The sequence below is a fragment of the Paenibacillus sp. J22P90 genome, from assembly GCF_059692195.1.
Genome location: NZ_JCAUAY010000011.1, coordinates 159116 through 173388, shown reverse-complemented (window position 1 = coordinate 173388; position 14273 = coordinate 159116). Strand labels below are relative to the sequence as shown.

Genomic DNA, 14273 nt, shown 5'->3' with positions numbered 1-14273 from the left:
CCCTCCAACAAACGATGTACGTATGCAAAAAAACTCGCGCCGCATGGGGCGGCAGCGAGTTGTTGGTCTCGATGAGGACAAAAGTGAGTTCGACTATGCCAAAGTAATCTCAACAGTAGTGATCGTAAATGCGGAGCTAGTCTCACAAGCAATCGTGTAGAGTCCAAGAGCAGCGTCCGCCTCTTCCACGCTTGCTTCGCTGCCATTCACAGAAGCTTGAACAGGATTCCGCTTCGAGACGAACGAGAATGTACCGCCGTCTTTGAGCTGAACCGTCACTTTCGCTCCGTTCATTTGCACGTCCAGCACGCTATCGGAAGCGACCAGCTTGTCGGTCAGTCCGATGGCTGTGAACGAACCTGCCTCCGGAACGATTACGTACAGCTCGGCCTCGAGAGGTGCCAAGCGGATCGGCAGCCGTTCTTCCGCTTGCATTCGGCGAGCGGTGTGACGGAACGCTTCGTAGATGAGGAAGGTGTCTCCTGAGAGTCCAGGGACATCGGCGGGTCCGACATCGCCTTCCAGCACATCGTCGCCGTCATAAGCATGGAACGCAGCGACGATACCGGCTCCTCCCGCGGTGTTCCACACCTTTAGAGGCGCCGGCGTGCGCAGCGGATCTTTCATCAGCCAATCCTGCGTCGGCTGACCAATTCCGTCGCAGCGGATAATGCGTCCGTCGCTGTAAATGAGCGGCCAGATGATCGCGGTGTTCGTCTTCCCCGGCGCATCGCTGAAATAGAGCGGACCGCCGCTGACGGCGCGCAGCACCATATGCGGGAGCGCATCGTGGTGCCCCGTCCAAAACATATCCCAATCGCCCCAATAGAAGGCGCCGTGATAAAACGAATTGTATGCGTTTTGCAGCGCATGCTCGCCGAAGCCGTTGGCGATTTTCGGCAGAAAATCGTTGCTGCTCCGGGAAATGGACGACTGTGGTCGGTTCCATACATTTTCCGAAGCCATGCCCATGCAGTTGATGATGCAGCTCTCGCCGAAGTTTAGCGCTACGGAGCCTTCGAGACCGTTATGTACAGCGCGCGCCGCGCGGGCGATCGATTGTTCGCCTCCCAAGTAGCTGCCCAGCGAGCTTTGGTTATCGACCTTAACGAGGTTGATGCCTTGCAGCTTCAGGTACGAGTGCCATGCATGCCAGAAGCCGAAGCTTTGGCCGGCCGTCAGGTTTGGCATCCATTTGCCGTTGCGGGTCAGATGCAGGTTGTCTTTCATCGCTGCGAACACTTCGCCTTGCGGATGGATGCCGTTCCAATAGCCTGCAAGGTTGTGCCAGGCGCCGACCCAGCGGATTCCGTAACGCTGCTTCAACTCTTGAACGGCATGTCCCAGACCTTGCGGAAACTTGGTTTTATCCGCAGAGAATGACACAAGCATTTTATCGGATACGTTGGACCAGCCATCGTCGATCATGAACCACTTGACAGGCAGCCCTTGCTCGTTAAATTCCGCCGCTTTCTGCGTTAGGCCGTCTTCGCTTACATCCTGGTAGAATGCATCCCAGCTGCACCAACCGAGATAATTCAATATGTCAGGATACACTTTCTCGGTCCGTGGTCCACCGCCGATACCGCGTGCAGCAAAGCCTTGTTTGGCGGCTGCATCCGCCAGCTTGAACGGATCGAGCTCGGCGCCAAGAACGAATGAGCAGGCTCGGATTCGTTCATGTCCTGGCTCCAGCGCAGAGACAAGAATCGAGAGTCCGTCTGCAGATCCGGCCAGATCGGTGCGGCTGATCTCATCGCAAATAGGAAGGAGGTATCCGTATCCGTTTTCAGTTTCCCACAGCAACGATTGGGTTTGTGGGGGCAGCTTGCGCAAGTCTGTGTCAAAATGAGGCCGGGTCCACCACACCTTATGCCGTGCGTTTGCCATCAAGCCTGTTAAGCCCGTCAATGCGTGAATGAAGATGCGAATGCTGCCTTCAGCGGCGAATAGTCGCTGGGCATGATAGGCTGATTGGTTACGGATTTCAGCGCTTACCCATGCGGTCTGGTAACGTCCGTTACTCGAAAGCACCAGCTCCGCTTGAATTGTGCCTTTTTCGTCCTCGTACACCAGCCGAGTATCGAGCCGTAAGCCGTTTGCCTCTTCTTGCAGCGAATCTTTCGCCGATGTCAAAGCGAGCAGGATTTCCCCTTCTCCGGCGATATGCGCTTTAACAGCAATGTCTGCCAGTTCGATGGCTGGTGTGCCGTCATAACGAATGGAAGAGGATTCTTTATTGTAGCGAAACATGGGTCTGCCTCCTTGTGCCGCACCTTGTTAGTTGCCTCACTCGATAGTTGGACAGAACTACGGAGTGACGATACCTTGCACTGATCATACAAGACAGCAGGCATACTACCAAGGTGAAAATCTGAAGGAAACCGTTTATTTTTGTAGTTTAAAATCATTGCGCAATCGTAGACTTGTTAGGTGCCAAAGGCTGTTTCTTAGCTGAGCTTTGAACGAACAGATAGGAGAGCAGGGCACTGCCGGCACCCAGCACGCCGAGTACAATAAAGCCTTCATTCAGCGAGAAATAATCGCCGATGATGCCCATAAGAACAGGGCCTACGAACATCCCGAGCCCATATATCGCTTGGAAAAAGCCCATAGCGGTTGCCCGCTTTTCCGCTGGCATATGTTTAATGCTCATCCCCATGAGCAAGGTAAATGAAAGTCCACGACCAAAGCCGGCTAACGCCTGAGTAATCATGAGCAGCCAGAGATGATGCGTGAAGGGTATCGTAAAGGTGAACATCCCCATGAGTAGGAAGCCCGTAACCACCATGCGTTTCTCACCATACTTGGCTGCCCATCGTCGCCCTCCGAATAGGGAGGCTAGCGCAACAGGAACGTTGGCGAACAAGGAGAGCAAGGAGAGCGAGAATTTGTCAGCCCCGAGCTGTGTGGCATAAACCGGCGTGAAGCCGAACACCGTAGCAAAGATCAGCACTTGCGATAAAATGGCGAGTAGCGAGACGAATAAGAGCGTGCGATCCGTCGCCACGTTTCCGATTCCGCGCAAGGTGATCTTGGGCGCGTCTTTTTCTACTTTTTCAATGAGAAAGAAAGATCCGATCATCCCCAATACCCCAAGTACAGCGCCTAAAATAAAGACGGATTCCCATCCGAATTGATCTGCTGCCCAGCCTGCACTGAGAATACCGAACACTTGACCTAGTGAGTTAAAAAAAGATATAGTCCCAATCGCCTTGGTAGACTCTTCATGCTTGTAGTAGCTGGTGAATAACACCGTAAAATCAACCCAAGTCGCTGCAGCTGCGCCTGCAAGTGCTCGGAGAATTAAGATCCAAGTAAAATCGTGCGTGAACCACAGTCCAAGCCCTGTAATGGCGGTGAAGAGAAGACCGAAGGTGATGAACAGTCTCCTTTTATGAAAACGATCCGACATAATGCCGACAGGAATACGGAGCAGCATTTGCGAGATACCATACATGCCGACAATCCAGCCAGCGAGCTGATGGCTTCCCCCGAGAAACTCTACATAAGGCGCCATAATCGGAACGCTGGTGTACATGGACATCCAGAAGAGCAGTGTGACTATACAAAAGAGCGGGATGCGGTAAGAAGAAATAGAGCGAGTTGTCATCGGAGTGAAGACTCCTTTCGATTCAGTGATACCTCTATTATCCTTCTTTTGCTAACTCAACGTCAAAAAGATTATGCAAAAAGGCGATGCTTCGTGGTTGTTTAAGAGCTGTAACAGTTTTCACAGTAGGCGAATATCCTGATGATAGTTAAAGGAGGGATAGGCGTGTCAGCAATAAATCCTATTCAAGCTAATCCTGTAGGCGGCGACGTAAAAGCACATTGTAAAAAATATTTAAATTACCATGTTATCGCACAAATGAGAGACGGGTCACTAATGGAAGGAATCATCGATGGTATGGACGAGGAAGGCATCACCATGTTAGTTCCAGAAGAGGTTAGTGGCGAGGAAAGGGAAATGGATCCTAGTAGACAACCATTTGGTTATAGATATCGCAGATTTCGTCGTCAGCATTTTCCGTTTTTTCTTTTTGGTTTTCCGTTCTTCAGACCTTTCCCATACTACCGCCCTTATTATCCATACTATCCTTGGTATTAGTAGATTAAAACAAAAGACGATCGCAGTCGGGTATTATCCGACTAGCTATCGTCTTTTTTTACGTGAATGTTATTCGAATACGCGCCCGATACGATTCGAACGTACGACCTACAGTTTAGGAAACTATTGCTCTATCCTGCTGAGCTACGGAATGATGTTGAATAGATGCAATGGGCAGTATAAGTTCTTATGTAGCATCCCAAGAGTTTTAGAGAGGTCTTGTATTTAGGAGCCTTAACACCTCATTCGTTACTTCATCAAATGTATTTGATACTACAACATAATCATCAGAATTAATACCGTTGTTAGTATCAATGACATGCACCAAGTATTTGTTGATTTTTTCACCATACGTAATCTTAATAGTTTTAACATCACCATATGGTTTACCTGTGTATATTTTTACGTGAAAATGACCTGGTACTGGATTAAAAGCCAGAGTGCCCATTTTTGTGTTAATACTATGGTCAAATTGCAACTTTTTGCACCAATCGTGCAATTGTATAATTTTTTCTTCCTCGATATTCATAAAGTTTCGCTCGCACTCCTTTGAACAATATAAATAGTATGATGTTTACAATTGACTCAACATTCCTCTGACCAAACCCTGGCTAATAATAACATGTTCTGATTCTTTAAAAGCTATACTCGTTATTCATACGAACTAAACTTCGAGCGGAGATGCACTCGAAAACGGTTTTCTTATATCATCATCTCCTTCAATTGAATGACCCCAACGAAGGTAGGCTGTTTATAGATTATCAAAATCGGTGGAAACTAACCTATCAAGCATGCATTGAAACATCTTATAAGAAGACAGGATTTAGATTAGCAGTTGAAATTAATGAATATGAAGATATCCGATTTAATACCAATAGACATTAGTTTATCCTCCTGAGATCGACCAGAAGAAGGTTACACATAATTCTATTAGCTAGGCATACCAACAGTCTCATAAGGTTTAGGCAACAGTCTACATATATTTTGACACAGACTGTTGTTCATATTGCTACCATACGTTTCTGAAAAAAACAAAAAAACCTTGAATTATCAAGGTTTAAGATCATCTATACGCGCCCGATACGATTCGAACGTACGACCTACAGTTTAGGAAACTGTTGCTCTATCCTGCTGAGCTACGGGCGCATAGTATCGTCATTCTAACATGAGATGTTTTGGGGGTGCAACCATTTTAGCCCAAGGACAAAGTGAAGGTATCTCGCAAGGAAAGTATACAGTGAATAAAGAATAGGTTAAGCAATCATCATAATCGATGACTAAACCCATAGAGAGAAGGTGCCATATGGAGCATCGCCCCGTGGTTCAATTTCCCAAGTCCAAAGCAGAAACCATCCTTGATGTCATCTCACTTGTAGTCATCGTAAGTATAATCGCTTATGTCGCCTACGTGTGGCAGGACCTGCCTGAGCGGATTCCGACGCATTTTAACGGTAAAGGGGAGATCGATGGTTGGGGGAACAAAATGAGCCTAATTGCCTTGCCACTCATAGGCATCATTGTTTATGCTGGCTTGACGCTCCTAAGCAATGTCCCGCACGTGTACAATTATCCGACGTCGATTACGCCTCAGAATGCCCGTGAACAATACCAGAATGCTCGCTTATTTATGAACAGTTTAAAAGCGGTGATTGTGATTCTGTTCGGCTTCATTGAATGGTCTATTGTCCAAAGCGCCAAGGAGGGCAACGCCGATCTGAATTGGTGGGTGTTGGGCTTCATCCTGTTGATGCTGTTTGGCACGATCATCTTTTTCATCGTTCGTTCGATACAATTAAAGTAAAATGAGGGGCCTTAAGCCCCTCATAACCCCTAAGCTTTTCCCCGTAATTTCCGGAAAAATTGCGTCAGCATCGTCGAACACTCCTCTTGCAAAACGCCACTGACCACATCGACACGGTGATTGAACCGGTCCTCCTGCAGCAAGTTCATCAACGTCCCCGCACAGCCAGCCTTCGGATCGACTGTACCGTAAATAACCTGCGGAACACGCGCTTGTACAATCGCACCTGCACACATCGGGCAAGGCTCCAGCGTCACATAGAGCTGGCAGTCCAACAGACGCCAAGCCTGCAAATGCTCGCTCGCTTGTTTAATGGCAATCATCTCGGCATGGGCAAGAGGATCTAGGGTTGTTTCACGCAAATTGTAGCCGCGGCCAATGATTTGACCTTGATGGACGACGATTGCGCCAATCGGGACTTCGCGGATAGCTTCAGCTTTTAGCGCCTCGCCAATCGCTTCTCGCATCCAGGGAATATGTTCATCCACAGGGGGACACCTCGCAATAATATTTTATCCACATGTGAATAAAAAACAGAACAAATATTCGTTGTTAACAAGCTGTGGATAACATTGTGTATAACTTATAAACCTGTGGATATTTCATCCACTACACATTCATACAATAAAAACATCGCCCATGCAAGGATTTTAGTTGAAAGAAATATAGGGGCTACGTATAATGGTGATAACAGTGGGTCTTTTAGACCATAATGACGATCTTACATACGATGACATAGCAGGGTTCGACAATAGCAAACTTGTTGAAAAGCAAGGACGCAAAGCTGAGGGTCTACGGTTCTATTGAACTATGGCAGCCTGGTTACCGAAAATCGATGCATAATAATTGATTAAGGTGAGGGACTGCTTCTTTATTATGGAGCAGTCTCTCTTTGTCTATTTTGTGCGGAGAAGTTGTATAAAATCCATTTGTAGAAGGAGAGGTGTTGGTGCACATGGCGATGAAACAGGATGCGTTGAAACGGTATGGGAGTAAAGAAGGATATGATGCAGAAGTATTGATCGATTCCAAAGCTGTTCTGGCTAAGGACGATTTCGTGTCGACAGGTATTCTTACCTATGCGCAAGGGGACATCATCGAGATTGAAATGCCGGAATATGATGTGTTTCAGCTTGGGGATAAAGCGAAAATGACGTTATATACGAAATCGGGTCTGTTTGTTTTTCAAACAACTGTCGTAGCGAGGGAACCTGGTTCACTCATTGTGATTAATCCACCTGAGAATCGGAAAAAGTTTTCGGAGAAGCGGGAATTCCCGCGGGTAGAAGTGAAAAATACGGGTCAAATTATCGGTTTTCAAAACATCACACAAAAAGAGCAGCATGTCCTTGAAAATCCGATCGAACTCGCGATTAAAAATATCTCAATGAATGGAATTGGGTTTACCATCAATGATAACTCCATGATCGATGGGATTCTTCATAAAAAGTGCCTCCTCCAAGTCGAGTTGGATTTAGGCTTTGAGCTGCCGTGCAAGTTGGAAATTATACGGAAAGAAAAGCTGGAAGACAGCTACTATTACGGGGCTACTTTCGAAAGCTATCCAGAGGAACAAAGCAATGCGCTGCGCGGGTTTATCCTGCGTAATCAGATCGCAACTTACTTCGAACAGAAGCGTGATGACGAGTTCAAAAAAGCAATGGAAAAAAAGTCTGCAGCCAATCAATAGCTTGCAGGCTTTTTTTTGCCCTCCAAGTACTATATAATAAGAAGGATGATTTTCGAAAATTAAGGAGTTGTAACGACAATGGCTTTGAAAGCAGGTATCGTCGGTCTACCGAACGTAGGAAAATCGACATTGTTTAATGCAATTACACAGGCGGGGGCAGAATCTGCGAATTATCCGTTCTGTACGATCGATCCGAATGTTGGGGTAGTAGAAGTACCAGACGAGAGATTGCAGAAGCTGGTGGAAATCGTGGTGCCGAAGAGCATCGTTCCGACAGCCTTCGAATTCGTTGACATTGCGGGTTTGGTTAAGGGTGCGAGCAAAGGCGAGGGCCTTGGGAATAAATTTCTTGCACACATCCGTGAAGTTGATGCGATTGTGCATGTTGTACGTTGTTTTGAGGATGATAATATTACTCACGTTTCTGGGAAAGTCGATCCGATTGGCGACATCGAGACGATTAATCTTGAATTGATTTTGGCAGACATTGAGTCGGTTGATAAAAAGATCGAGCGTTCACGCAAAAACCTTAAAGGCGGCGACAAGAAAGTTGTAGCTGAAGTTGAGTGTTTGGAACGAATCAAAGAAGCCTTATATAATGATATGCCAGCACGCAGCTTGGATTTAACAGATGACGAGCGTCTTCTAGTGCGCGATTTACATTTGCTAACGATGAAGCCAGTGCTCTACGCGGCAAACGTGAGTGAAGATGAAGTTGCAACTGCGGACGATAATGCATACGTTAAAATTGTGAAAGCTTATGCTGAAAAAGAAAACAACGAAGTCGTTTCCATCAGTGCGAAGGTTGAATCCGAAATTGCTGAGCTGGAAGATGAAGAAAAAGCGATGTTCCTGGAAGAGCTGGGACTTCAAGAGTCCGGCTTGAATAGATTAATCAAAGCAGCGTACAGAAAGCTTGGCTTGTACACGTATTTCACAGCGGGTGTGCAAGAGGTTAGAGCTTGGACGATTCGTAAAGGAACGAAGGCTCCGCAAGCAGCTGGCGTAATTCATACGGATTTCGAACGTGGATTTATTCGTGCAGAGGTTGTTTCTTATAACGATTTGGCTGCTGCGGGATCCATGGCGGGTGCGAAGGAAAAAGGCCAAGTGCGCCTTGAAGGTAAAGATTACGTGGTAAACGACGGCGACGTTATGCATTTCCGTTTCAATGTTTAATTAACTATAAAAACAAGAAAGGAGTGATCCCCTATGTTGGATCGACTTCAGTCCATTGTGGACCGCTATGAGAAACTAAGCGAGTTATTGTGTGACCCGGATGTAACGAGTGATACGAAGAAGCTAAGAGAGTATTCGAAAGAGCAATCCGATCTTCAAGAAGCTTACGATGCTTATAATGAATATAAGAGCGTGAGCGAACAGCTGGCTGATGCGAAAGTGATGCAGAATGAGAAGCTGGACGATGAGATGCGTGAAATGGTCAAAATGGAGATCGAAGAGCTTAGCGAGCAATCCGCTAAACTCGAAGAACATCTTCGTATTTTGATGATGCCGAAGGACCCGAACGATGACAAGAACGTCATCGTAGAAATTCGCGGAGCGGCCGGCGGCGATGAGGCTGCGCTGTTCGCAGGCGACCTCTACCGGATGTATACGCGTTATGCGGATGCACAAGGTTGGAGAACGGAAATTCTTGATGCATCTGTGAATGATTTGGGCGGATTTAAAGAGATTATTTTCATGATTACGGGTAAAGGTGCTTACAGCAAGCTCAAGTTTGAGAGCGGGGCGCACCGTGTTCAACGTATTCCAGTAACGGAATCCGGTGGACGGATCCACACATCCACGTCAACGGTTGTTGTTATGCCAGAAGCGGAAGATGTGGAAATCGTGATTCACGACGCGGATATTCGCGTTGATACGTTCTGTTCCAGTGGAGCGGGCGGTCAGTCCGTTAATACAACGAAATCCGCTGTGCGTGTAACTCACGTACCAACGGGTATCGTCGCAACGTGTCAGGATGGCAAATCCCAGAACTCCAATAAAGAACAAGCGCTTCGTGTACTGCGTGCGCGTATTTCAGATAAAATGCGTGAAGAAGAAGAAGCGAAATATGCCGGCGAGCGTAAAAGCAAAGTCGGAACGGGTGACCGTTCAGAGCGTATTCGTACGTACAACTTCCCGCAAAGCCGTATTACCGATCACCGTATCGGCCTAACGTTACACCGTTTGGAGACGGTGCTTAACGGCGATATGGCGGAAATTGTGTCAGCGTTGACGATTGCTGCACAATCCGATGCCCTCGAGGCGATGTAATGACGACTGCGAACATGAGTGTGAGAGAAGCCTTTGTGAAGGCTTCTTCTTTTTTAGCAGAGCAAGGTGTCGCAGAGGCTTCGTCTTGCACGGAATTGCTGCTGCAGCACCTCTTAGGCGGCTGCAGTCGGACCGAGCTGCTGTTCCGCTGGTGGCAGGAACAGATGCCCGAAGAGCTGGTCGCCACGTGGGACCAGCTAGTTGCAAGGAAGGCCGCGGGCGAGCCGGTGCAGTACATCACCGGTGAGCAGGATTTCTTCGGCCTTCCGTTTGCTGTAGGGCCGGCCGTGCTAATCCCCCGGCCGGAGACCGAGCTGCTCGTGGAAGCGTTGCTCCACGAGGGCTCGCGTCTGTTCCCGCAAGGCGCTCCGCTGCTTGCGGATGTGGGCACCGGGAGCGGCATCATCCCGGTGACGATCGCGCACGCGCGCCCTGCGTGGCGCGTGGCGGCCAGCGACATCTCCCCGGCAGCGCTGGAGATGGCCTTAAAGAATGCGCAGCGCCACGAAGTGGCTGCGCGGATCACGTGGCTCGAGGGCGACCTCCTCGAGCCTTACATCGAGCGCGGGCTCGCGCCGGATATACTGGTGTCCAACCCACCGTATATCCCAGATGGCGATCTGCCGGCGCTGATGCCCGAGGTGCGGCTATTCGAGCCGCACACAGCTCTATTCGGCGGTGTCGAGGGACTCGACCTGTACCGCCGTATGATTTCGCAGCTGCACCGGCTGCCGCGAATCCCGACCGTGGTCGGGTTCGAGGTGGGCATCGGGCAGGCGGAGGCTGTTGCGGCGCTGTTAGGTGCCGCCGCGGACTGGACGGAGATCCGCTTCGTGCAGGATCTCCAGGGGATCGATCGCCACGTGATCGCGATCCGCTCTTTCGAGGAGTAGCCGATTACTTTAAGGATCGGCCCCTTTCTCTATCAACTCTATTATTTTTATAAAAATCATAGATTCATAGGTTTAGCCCCACCAACTCTTGTCCATACTGGCAAGTAGATAGCGGAAACGGGAAAGGGGCTACTTCCATGGTTAAGAGAACGGAGCGCCACTCAGTTAAGAGCCTATTATTCATTGCTTTTGCACTTATACTTATGATTATGTGTTGGGAATCCAATCGTACGAACGCGGCGGTAGTTTCGCCTACCATACCAGAAGAATCCATTCGTTTGCGCATTCTAGCAAATTCGGATTCGGCGCAGGACCAAGCTTTGAAACGCGAGATTCGCGATGCGATTATTGCCCGTATGGCGGAGTGGGTCGTTGGACCGCATTCTTTGGACGAGGCTAGAGCTGTCGTGAATGCGCATTTGCCTGAATTTGATCAACTCGTTGGCGAGATGATTGCATCCCGTGGCTACAACTATCCGCATACGGTTGAGCTAGGTGTTGTCCCTTTTCCAACCAAAATGTACGGAAACGACGTCTACCCAGCAGGGGATTATGAAGCGTTGCGTGTTGTGATCGGTTCTGGTGAAGGCCAGAATTGGTGGTGTGTGCTGTTCCCGCCATTATGCTTTGTAGATTCTGTATCCGGTGAAGCGGTTGCTTCGGCAGCAGTCGTCGTGGCCAAAACTACGGATGAGAACGGCAAGGAAAAGCAGCCCGTGAAGGATAGTAAGGCTAAAGCTAGCGAAACACCATCGGCTAAGAAAAAAGACGAAGTCGCGAGTAAAGATAAAGCGGCATCGACAGATAAGGTTGTAAAGAAAGACGCTAAAGGTGAAGTAGCAGCATCCTCAGCATCCACAACGGAAGAGCCTGCAAAACCGGAAGTGAAGTTTTTTATCTGGGAAATGTTTAAAGCCATTTTTTCATGGTTTAGCTAACAATTAAATTTATAACATACAAGTAAGGATGAGAGTGATTGTGACAACCTACTGGAACGTGGATCAAGGCGAAGAGCGCGCGATAGCGCAGCATATTGCAGAGGCGGCAAGCCTCCTGCAGCAAGGTGATACCGTCGCATTTCCGACCGAAACGGTGTATGGACTTGGTGCGGATGCGACGAATACCGGAGCGGTGAAGGAGGTTTTTGCAGCAAAAGGGAGACCCTCCGACAATCCTCTGATTGTCCATATAGCTGATGTGAAGCAGCTTTCCAGCCTTGTTCAGCCAGATAGTGTGACAACCGATCATCAAGCGCTTATGAATGCGTTCTGGCCCGGACCTTTAACCATTGTGCTACCTGTTATTGCAGGTAGCCTTTCGCCGTTAGTGACGGCTGGATTGCAAACGGTCGGTATTCGCATACCGGATCATCCTGTTGCCCTTCAACTGCTTCGTGAAGCGGGACTTCCTATTGCTGCGCCAAGCGCGAATAGCTCGGGTAGACCGAGCCCGACGCTGGCCTCTCATGTACGTGATGACTTGGATGGCAAAATTGGCGGCATTGTAGACGGTGGTGCCACGGGCGTTGGCGTCGAGTCCACGGTCATCCAGCTTGTAGACGGCGAGTTGCATGTGCTGAGGCCGGGTGGTGTGACTGCAGAAAAGCTGCAGGCCGTTCTGCCAGACATCCGTATTCATGCCACTGAACATACGGAGGTAGCCGCTGCGGATACGCCTCGTGCACCGGGGATGAAGTACGCGCATTACGCGCCAAAGGGCTTCATGCACATTGTGCAAGGGAATGACGAACAGGAAGTCTTGGCTTGGATTCAAAAGGATATCGATGCCGCGAAGTCACGCGGGGAATCGACGGGCATTCTCACTTTTGAAGAAAGAGTGCGAGGGTACAGCGCAGATCTCGTTCTTGCGTGCGGCTCCTTATCTCAACCCGAAACGATAGCTCGGGAGCTTTATGCCGCTCTGCGGACTTTTGATCAGCAGGGTATTAGCTATATTGTTGCAGAGGGTGTACCCGATTCGGGTATTGGCCGAGCCATTATGAATCGATTGTTGAAAGCTGCTGGTCATGAGCAGATTCGTCTCTAACGCTAACTAGCATGATTCCCAGTTTGTCCGCATATCTTGAGAAAGAATCGTGGACAAGGGGGATCGTACTATGCTCGCATCTGGGATACAAGTTGGGCAACTCATGACAATTGGAATAATGGCGATTGCTTTGGGCCTAGATGCTTTTTCGTTAGGAATTGGCATAGGAATGAAAGGCATTCGGTTGTTGGACATTTTGAAAATCAGCATTGTGATCGGCATCTTTCATGTGCTTATGCCACTGACGGGCATGTTTATGGGCCAGTATGTCTCTCTCCTTCTGGGAAACGTCGCGACAGCCGCTGGTGGATGTTTACTTATTTTACTCGGCGCTCATATGGTATACAGCTCGATACGCGGGGAAGAAGCGTCGTCATTCGATCATCGGACGTTATGGGGGCTCATCATTTTCGCCCTCAGCGTTAGTATAGATTCGTTCTCTGTGGGCGTTTCTTTGGGTATGTTTGCTACAGACATTGTGCTTACCGTGCTCATCTTTGGTCTGTTTGGCGGGTTGCTTTCGATAGCGGGCTTGCTGCTAGGAAGACGGGTTAGCGGTTGGGTAGGGGAATACGGCGAGGCATTCGGCGGACTTATCTTATTAGGGTTTGGGATCAAGTTTTTACTATGATACAATATGGGGAGTTAGCTTTTGAAATAATACGTATAGTTTAGGAATTAAAATGCTTATTTTCAGGAGGATTTCATGTTGCGAATTCTATTTGTCTGTACAGGAAATACGTGCCGCAGTCCGTTAGCTGAAGGTTTGCTGCGTATGAGGGTGCATCAAGAGGGGCTTGCGGCGGAGGTTCGTTCGGCAGGTGTATCTGCGATGACGGGAGGCCCGATATCGAGAAATAGCCAGTCGCTTCTGCATGAAGCGGGTTTCAAGGAAGCTATCAGTTCTTTGGCGATAAGCTCGGCGGATGTGGATTGGGCGGATCTGATCTTGACGATGACGACGGGGCATAAGCGCACAGTCATTGGGCGTTTTCCTCATGCGATCGAGAAGACGTATACGCTCAAGGAGTACGTAGAGGACGATGCGCGTATTCTCCAAGCGATTGAAGAACGAGAGCAGCTTGCGACAGAGCTTCAGCTTAAGCAGGCGCTGTCCCAAACGGTAACGATAGAAGAAAGAAGTCGTATGTATACGCTGGAAAATACGATTCCCGATTACGACATCTCGGATCCTTATGGTGGGTCGTTGGCTGATTATCGATATACGGCTGAGGAAATTAGTCGGAGCTTGGATAAATTGGTGAAGAAATTACGCTAGGCCAATAGAGCTTTACACATCGCAGGGAATGCGATAAAATACAAAGTAACAAGCAAGACTCAATGTAACTGGCGACGAGTGGGAGTAACCACAATGGAGCATTGAGCTATACGGCCGGTCGCCTGGGCAAAAGAGCAACGCGCGTTTTCTAGCGTGTGCGCTCTTTTTTTCGTTTT

The 14273-nt window shown here is 48.7% G+C and carries 14 protein-coding genes, 1 tRNA gene and 2 riboswitches; of the genes, 10 read left to right on the top strand and 5 right to left on the bottom strand.

What is annotated here, in order from left to right:
* Positions 1–93: 93 nt before the first annotated feature.
* The gene (locus AC58UX_RS28140) at positions 94–2253 is read right to left on the bottom strand and encodes a Sip1-related alpha-galactosidase (protein WP_497258926.1); all 2160 of its coding nucleotides are present in this window, start codon (positions 2251–2253) and stop codon (positions 94–96) included.
* Between the two features lie 154 nt (positions 2254–2407).
* Positions 2408–3613, bottom strand: coding sequence for an MFS transporter (locus AC58UX_RS28135; RefSeq protein ID WP_497258924.1), 1206 nt, complete (start codon positions 3611–3613; stop codon positions 2408–2410).
* A gap of 165 nt (positions 3614–3778) precedes the next feature.
* Between AC58UX_RS28135 and AC58UX_RS28130 the strand changes: the two genes are divergently transcribed.
* Positions 3779–4111 (top strand): hypothetical protein, encoded by a 333-nt coding sequence (locus tag AC58UX_RS28130; protein ID WP_497258922.1) that lies wholly within the window; start codon positions 3779–3781, stop codon positions 4109–4111.
* Positions 4112–4319: 208 nt separating this feature from the next.
* On the opposite strand, the gene AC58UX_RS28125 is transcribed toward AC58UX_RS28130, so the two are convergent.
* Together AC58UX_RS28125 and AC58UX_RS28120 are read right to left on the bottom strand one after the other, a co-directional pair.
* A complete protein-coding gene (locus AC58UX_RS28125) occupies positions 4320–4640 on the bottom strand; it encodes a hypothetical protein (protein ID WP_497258920.1) in 321 nt (106 codons plus the stop codon).
* A gap of 543 nt (positions 4641–5183) precedes the next feature.
* Positions 5184–5257 (bottom strand) — tRNA-Arg (locus AC58UX_RS28120).
* A 172-nt stretch (positions 5258–5429) separates the two neighbouring features.
* Between AC58UX_RS28120 and AC58UX_RS28115 the strand changes: the two genes are divergently transcribed.
* Positions 5430–5912 (top strand): DUF1648 domain-containing protein, encoded by a 483-nt coding sequence (locus tag AC58UX_RS28115; RefSeq protein ID WP_497258918.1) that lies wholly within the window; start codon positions 5430–5432, stop codon positions 5910–5912.
* Between the two features lie 29 nt (positions 5913–5941).
* On the opposite strand, the gene tadA is transcribed toward AC58UX_RS28115, so the two are convergent.
* Positions 5942–6379 carry a tRNA adenosine(34) deaminase TadA gene (gene tadA / locus AC58UX_RS28110; protein ID WP_497258974.1) on the bottom strand — a complete coding sequence of 146 codons (438 nt, stop codon included), beginning with the start codon at positions 6377–6379 and terminating at the stop codon, positions 5942–5944.
* Between the two features lie 276 nt (positions 6380–6655).
* A riboswitch (cyclic di-GMP riboswitch) is annotated at positions 6656–6742 on the top strand.
* Between the two features lie 125 nt (positions 6743–6867).
* Here tadA and AC58UX_RS28105 point away from each other — a divergent pair.
* The 8 genes from AC58UX_RS28105 (at position 6868) to AC58UX_RS28070 (ending at position 14097) form a co-directional block, all read left to right on the top strand.
* Complete coding sequence (locus AC58UX_RS28105; protein WP_497258916.1) at positions 6868–7602, top strand: PilZ domain-containing protein; 735 nt, start codon at positions 6868–6870, stop codon at positions 7600–7602.
* Positions 7603–7680: 78 nt separating this feature from the next.
* Complete coding sequence (gene ychF, locus AC58UX_RS28100) at positions 7681–8781, top strand: redox-regulated ATPase YchF (protein ID WP_497258914.1); 1101 nt, start codon at positions 7681–7683, stop codon at positions 8779–8781.
* A gap of 33 nt (positions 8782–8814) precedes the next feature.
* The gene (gene prfA / locus AC58UX_RS28095; RefSeq protein ID WP_497258912.1) at positions 8815–9879 is read left to right on the top strand and encodes a peptide chain release factor 1; all 1065 of its coding nucleotides are present in this window, start codon (positions 8815–8817) and stop codon (positions 9877–9879) included.
* A complete protein-coding gene (gene prmC, locus AC58UX_RS28090) occupies positions 9879–10772 on the top strand; it encodes a peptide chain release factor N(5)-glutamine methyltransferase (protein WP_497258910.1) in 894 nt (297 codons plus the stop codon). The genes prfA and prmC overlap by 1 nt, the downstream gene beginning before the upstream one ends.
* Positions 10773–10909: 137 nt before the next feature.
* Complete coding sequence (spoIIR, locus tag AC58UX_RS28085; protein WP_497258908.1) at positions 10910–11710, top strand: stage II sporulation protein R; 801 nt, start codon at positions 10910–10912, stop codon at positions 11708–11710.
* 28 nt (positions 11711–11738) lie between these two features.
* Positions 11739–12818 carry an L-threonylcarbamoyladenylate synthase gene (locus AC58UX_RS28080; RefSeq protein WP_497258906.1) on the top strand — a complete coding sequence of 360 codons (1080 nt, stop codon included), beginning with the start codon at positions 11739–11741 and terminating at the stop codon, positions 12816–12818.
* Positions 12819–12888: 70 nt separating this feature from the next.
* Positions 12889–13449 carry a manganese efflux pump MntP gene (locus tag AC58UX_RS28075; protein ID WP_497258904.1) on the top strand — a complete coding sequence of 187 codons (561 nt, stop codon included), beginning with the start codon at positions 12889–12891 and terminating at the stop codon, positions 13447–13449.
* Positions 13450–13524: 75 nt separating this feature from the next.
* Positions 13525–14097, top strand: coding sequence for a low molecular weight protein arginine phosphatase (locus tag AC58UX_RS28070; RefSeq protein WP_497258902.1), 573 nt, complete (start codon positions 13525–13527; stop codon positions 14095–14097).
* Between the two features lie 54 nt (positions 14098–14151).
* A riboswitch (ZMP/ZTP riboswitch) is annotated at positions 14152–14232 on the top strand.
* The last annotated feature ends 41 nt before the right edge of the window (positions 14233–14273 follow it).

Bases quoted from the DNA above. Each gene is read 5' to 3' on its own strand.
- AC58UX_RS28075 (WP_497258904.1), top strand. From the start codon at position 12,889: ATGCTCGCATCTGGGATACAAGTTGGGCAACTCATGACAATTGGAATA.
- AC58UX_RS28105 (WP_497258916.1), top strand. From the start codon at position 6,868: ATGGCGATGAAACAGGATGCGTTGAAACGGTATGGGAGTAAAGAAGGA.
- tadA (WP_497258974.1), bottom strand. From the start codon at position 6,379: ATGCGAGAAGCGATTGGCGAGGCGCTAAAAGCTGAAGCTATCCGCGAA.
- prfA (WP_497258912.1), top strand. From the start codon at position 8,815: ATGTTGGATCGACTTCAGTCCATTGTGGACCGCTATGAGAAACTAAGC.
- AC58UX_RS28140 (WP_497258926.1), bottom strand. From the start codon at position 2,253: ATGTTTCGCTACAATAAAGAATCCTCTTCCATTCGTTATGACGGCACA.
- ychF (WP_497258914.1), top strand. From the start codon at position 7,681: ATGGCTTTGAAAGCAGGTATCGTCGGTCTACCGAACGTAGGAAAATCG.
- AC58UX_RS28125 (WP_497258920.1), bottom strand. From the start codon at position 4,640: ATGAATATCGAGGAAGAAAAAATTATACAATTGCACGATTGGTGCAAA.
- AC58UX_RS28070 (WP_497258902.1), top strand. From the start codon at position 13,525: ATGTTGCGAATTCTATTTGTCTGTACAGGAAATACGTGCCGCAGTCCG.
- AC58UX_RS28080 (WP_497258906.1), top strand. From the start codon at position 11,739: ATGAGAGTGATTGTGACAACCTACTGGAACGTGGATCAAGGCGAAGAG.
- prmC (WP_497258910.1), top strand. From the start codon at position 9,879: ATGACGACTGCGAACATGAGTGTGAGAGAAGCCTTTGTGAAGGCTTCT.
- AC58UX_RS28135 (WP_497258924.1), bottom strand. From the start codon at position 3,613: ATGACAACTCGCTCTATTTCTTCTTACCGCATCCCGCTCTTTTGTATA.
- spoIIR (WP_497258908.1), top strand. From the start codon at position 10,910: ATGGTTAAGAGAACGGAGCGCCACTCAGTTAAGAGCCTATTATTCATT.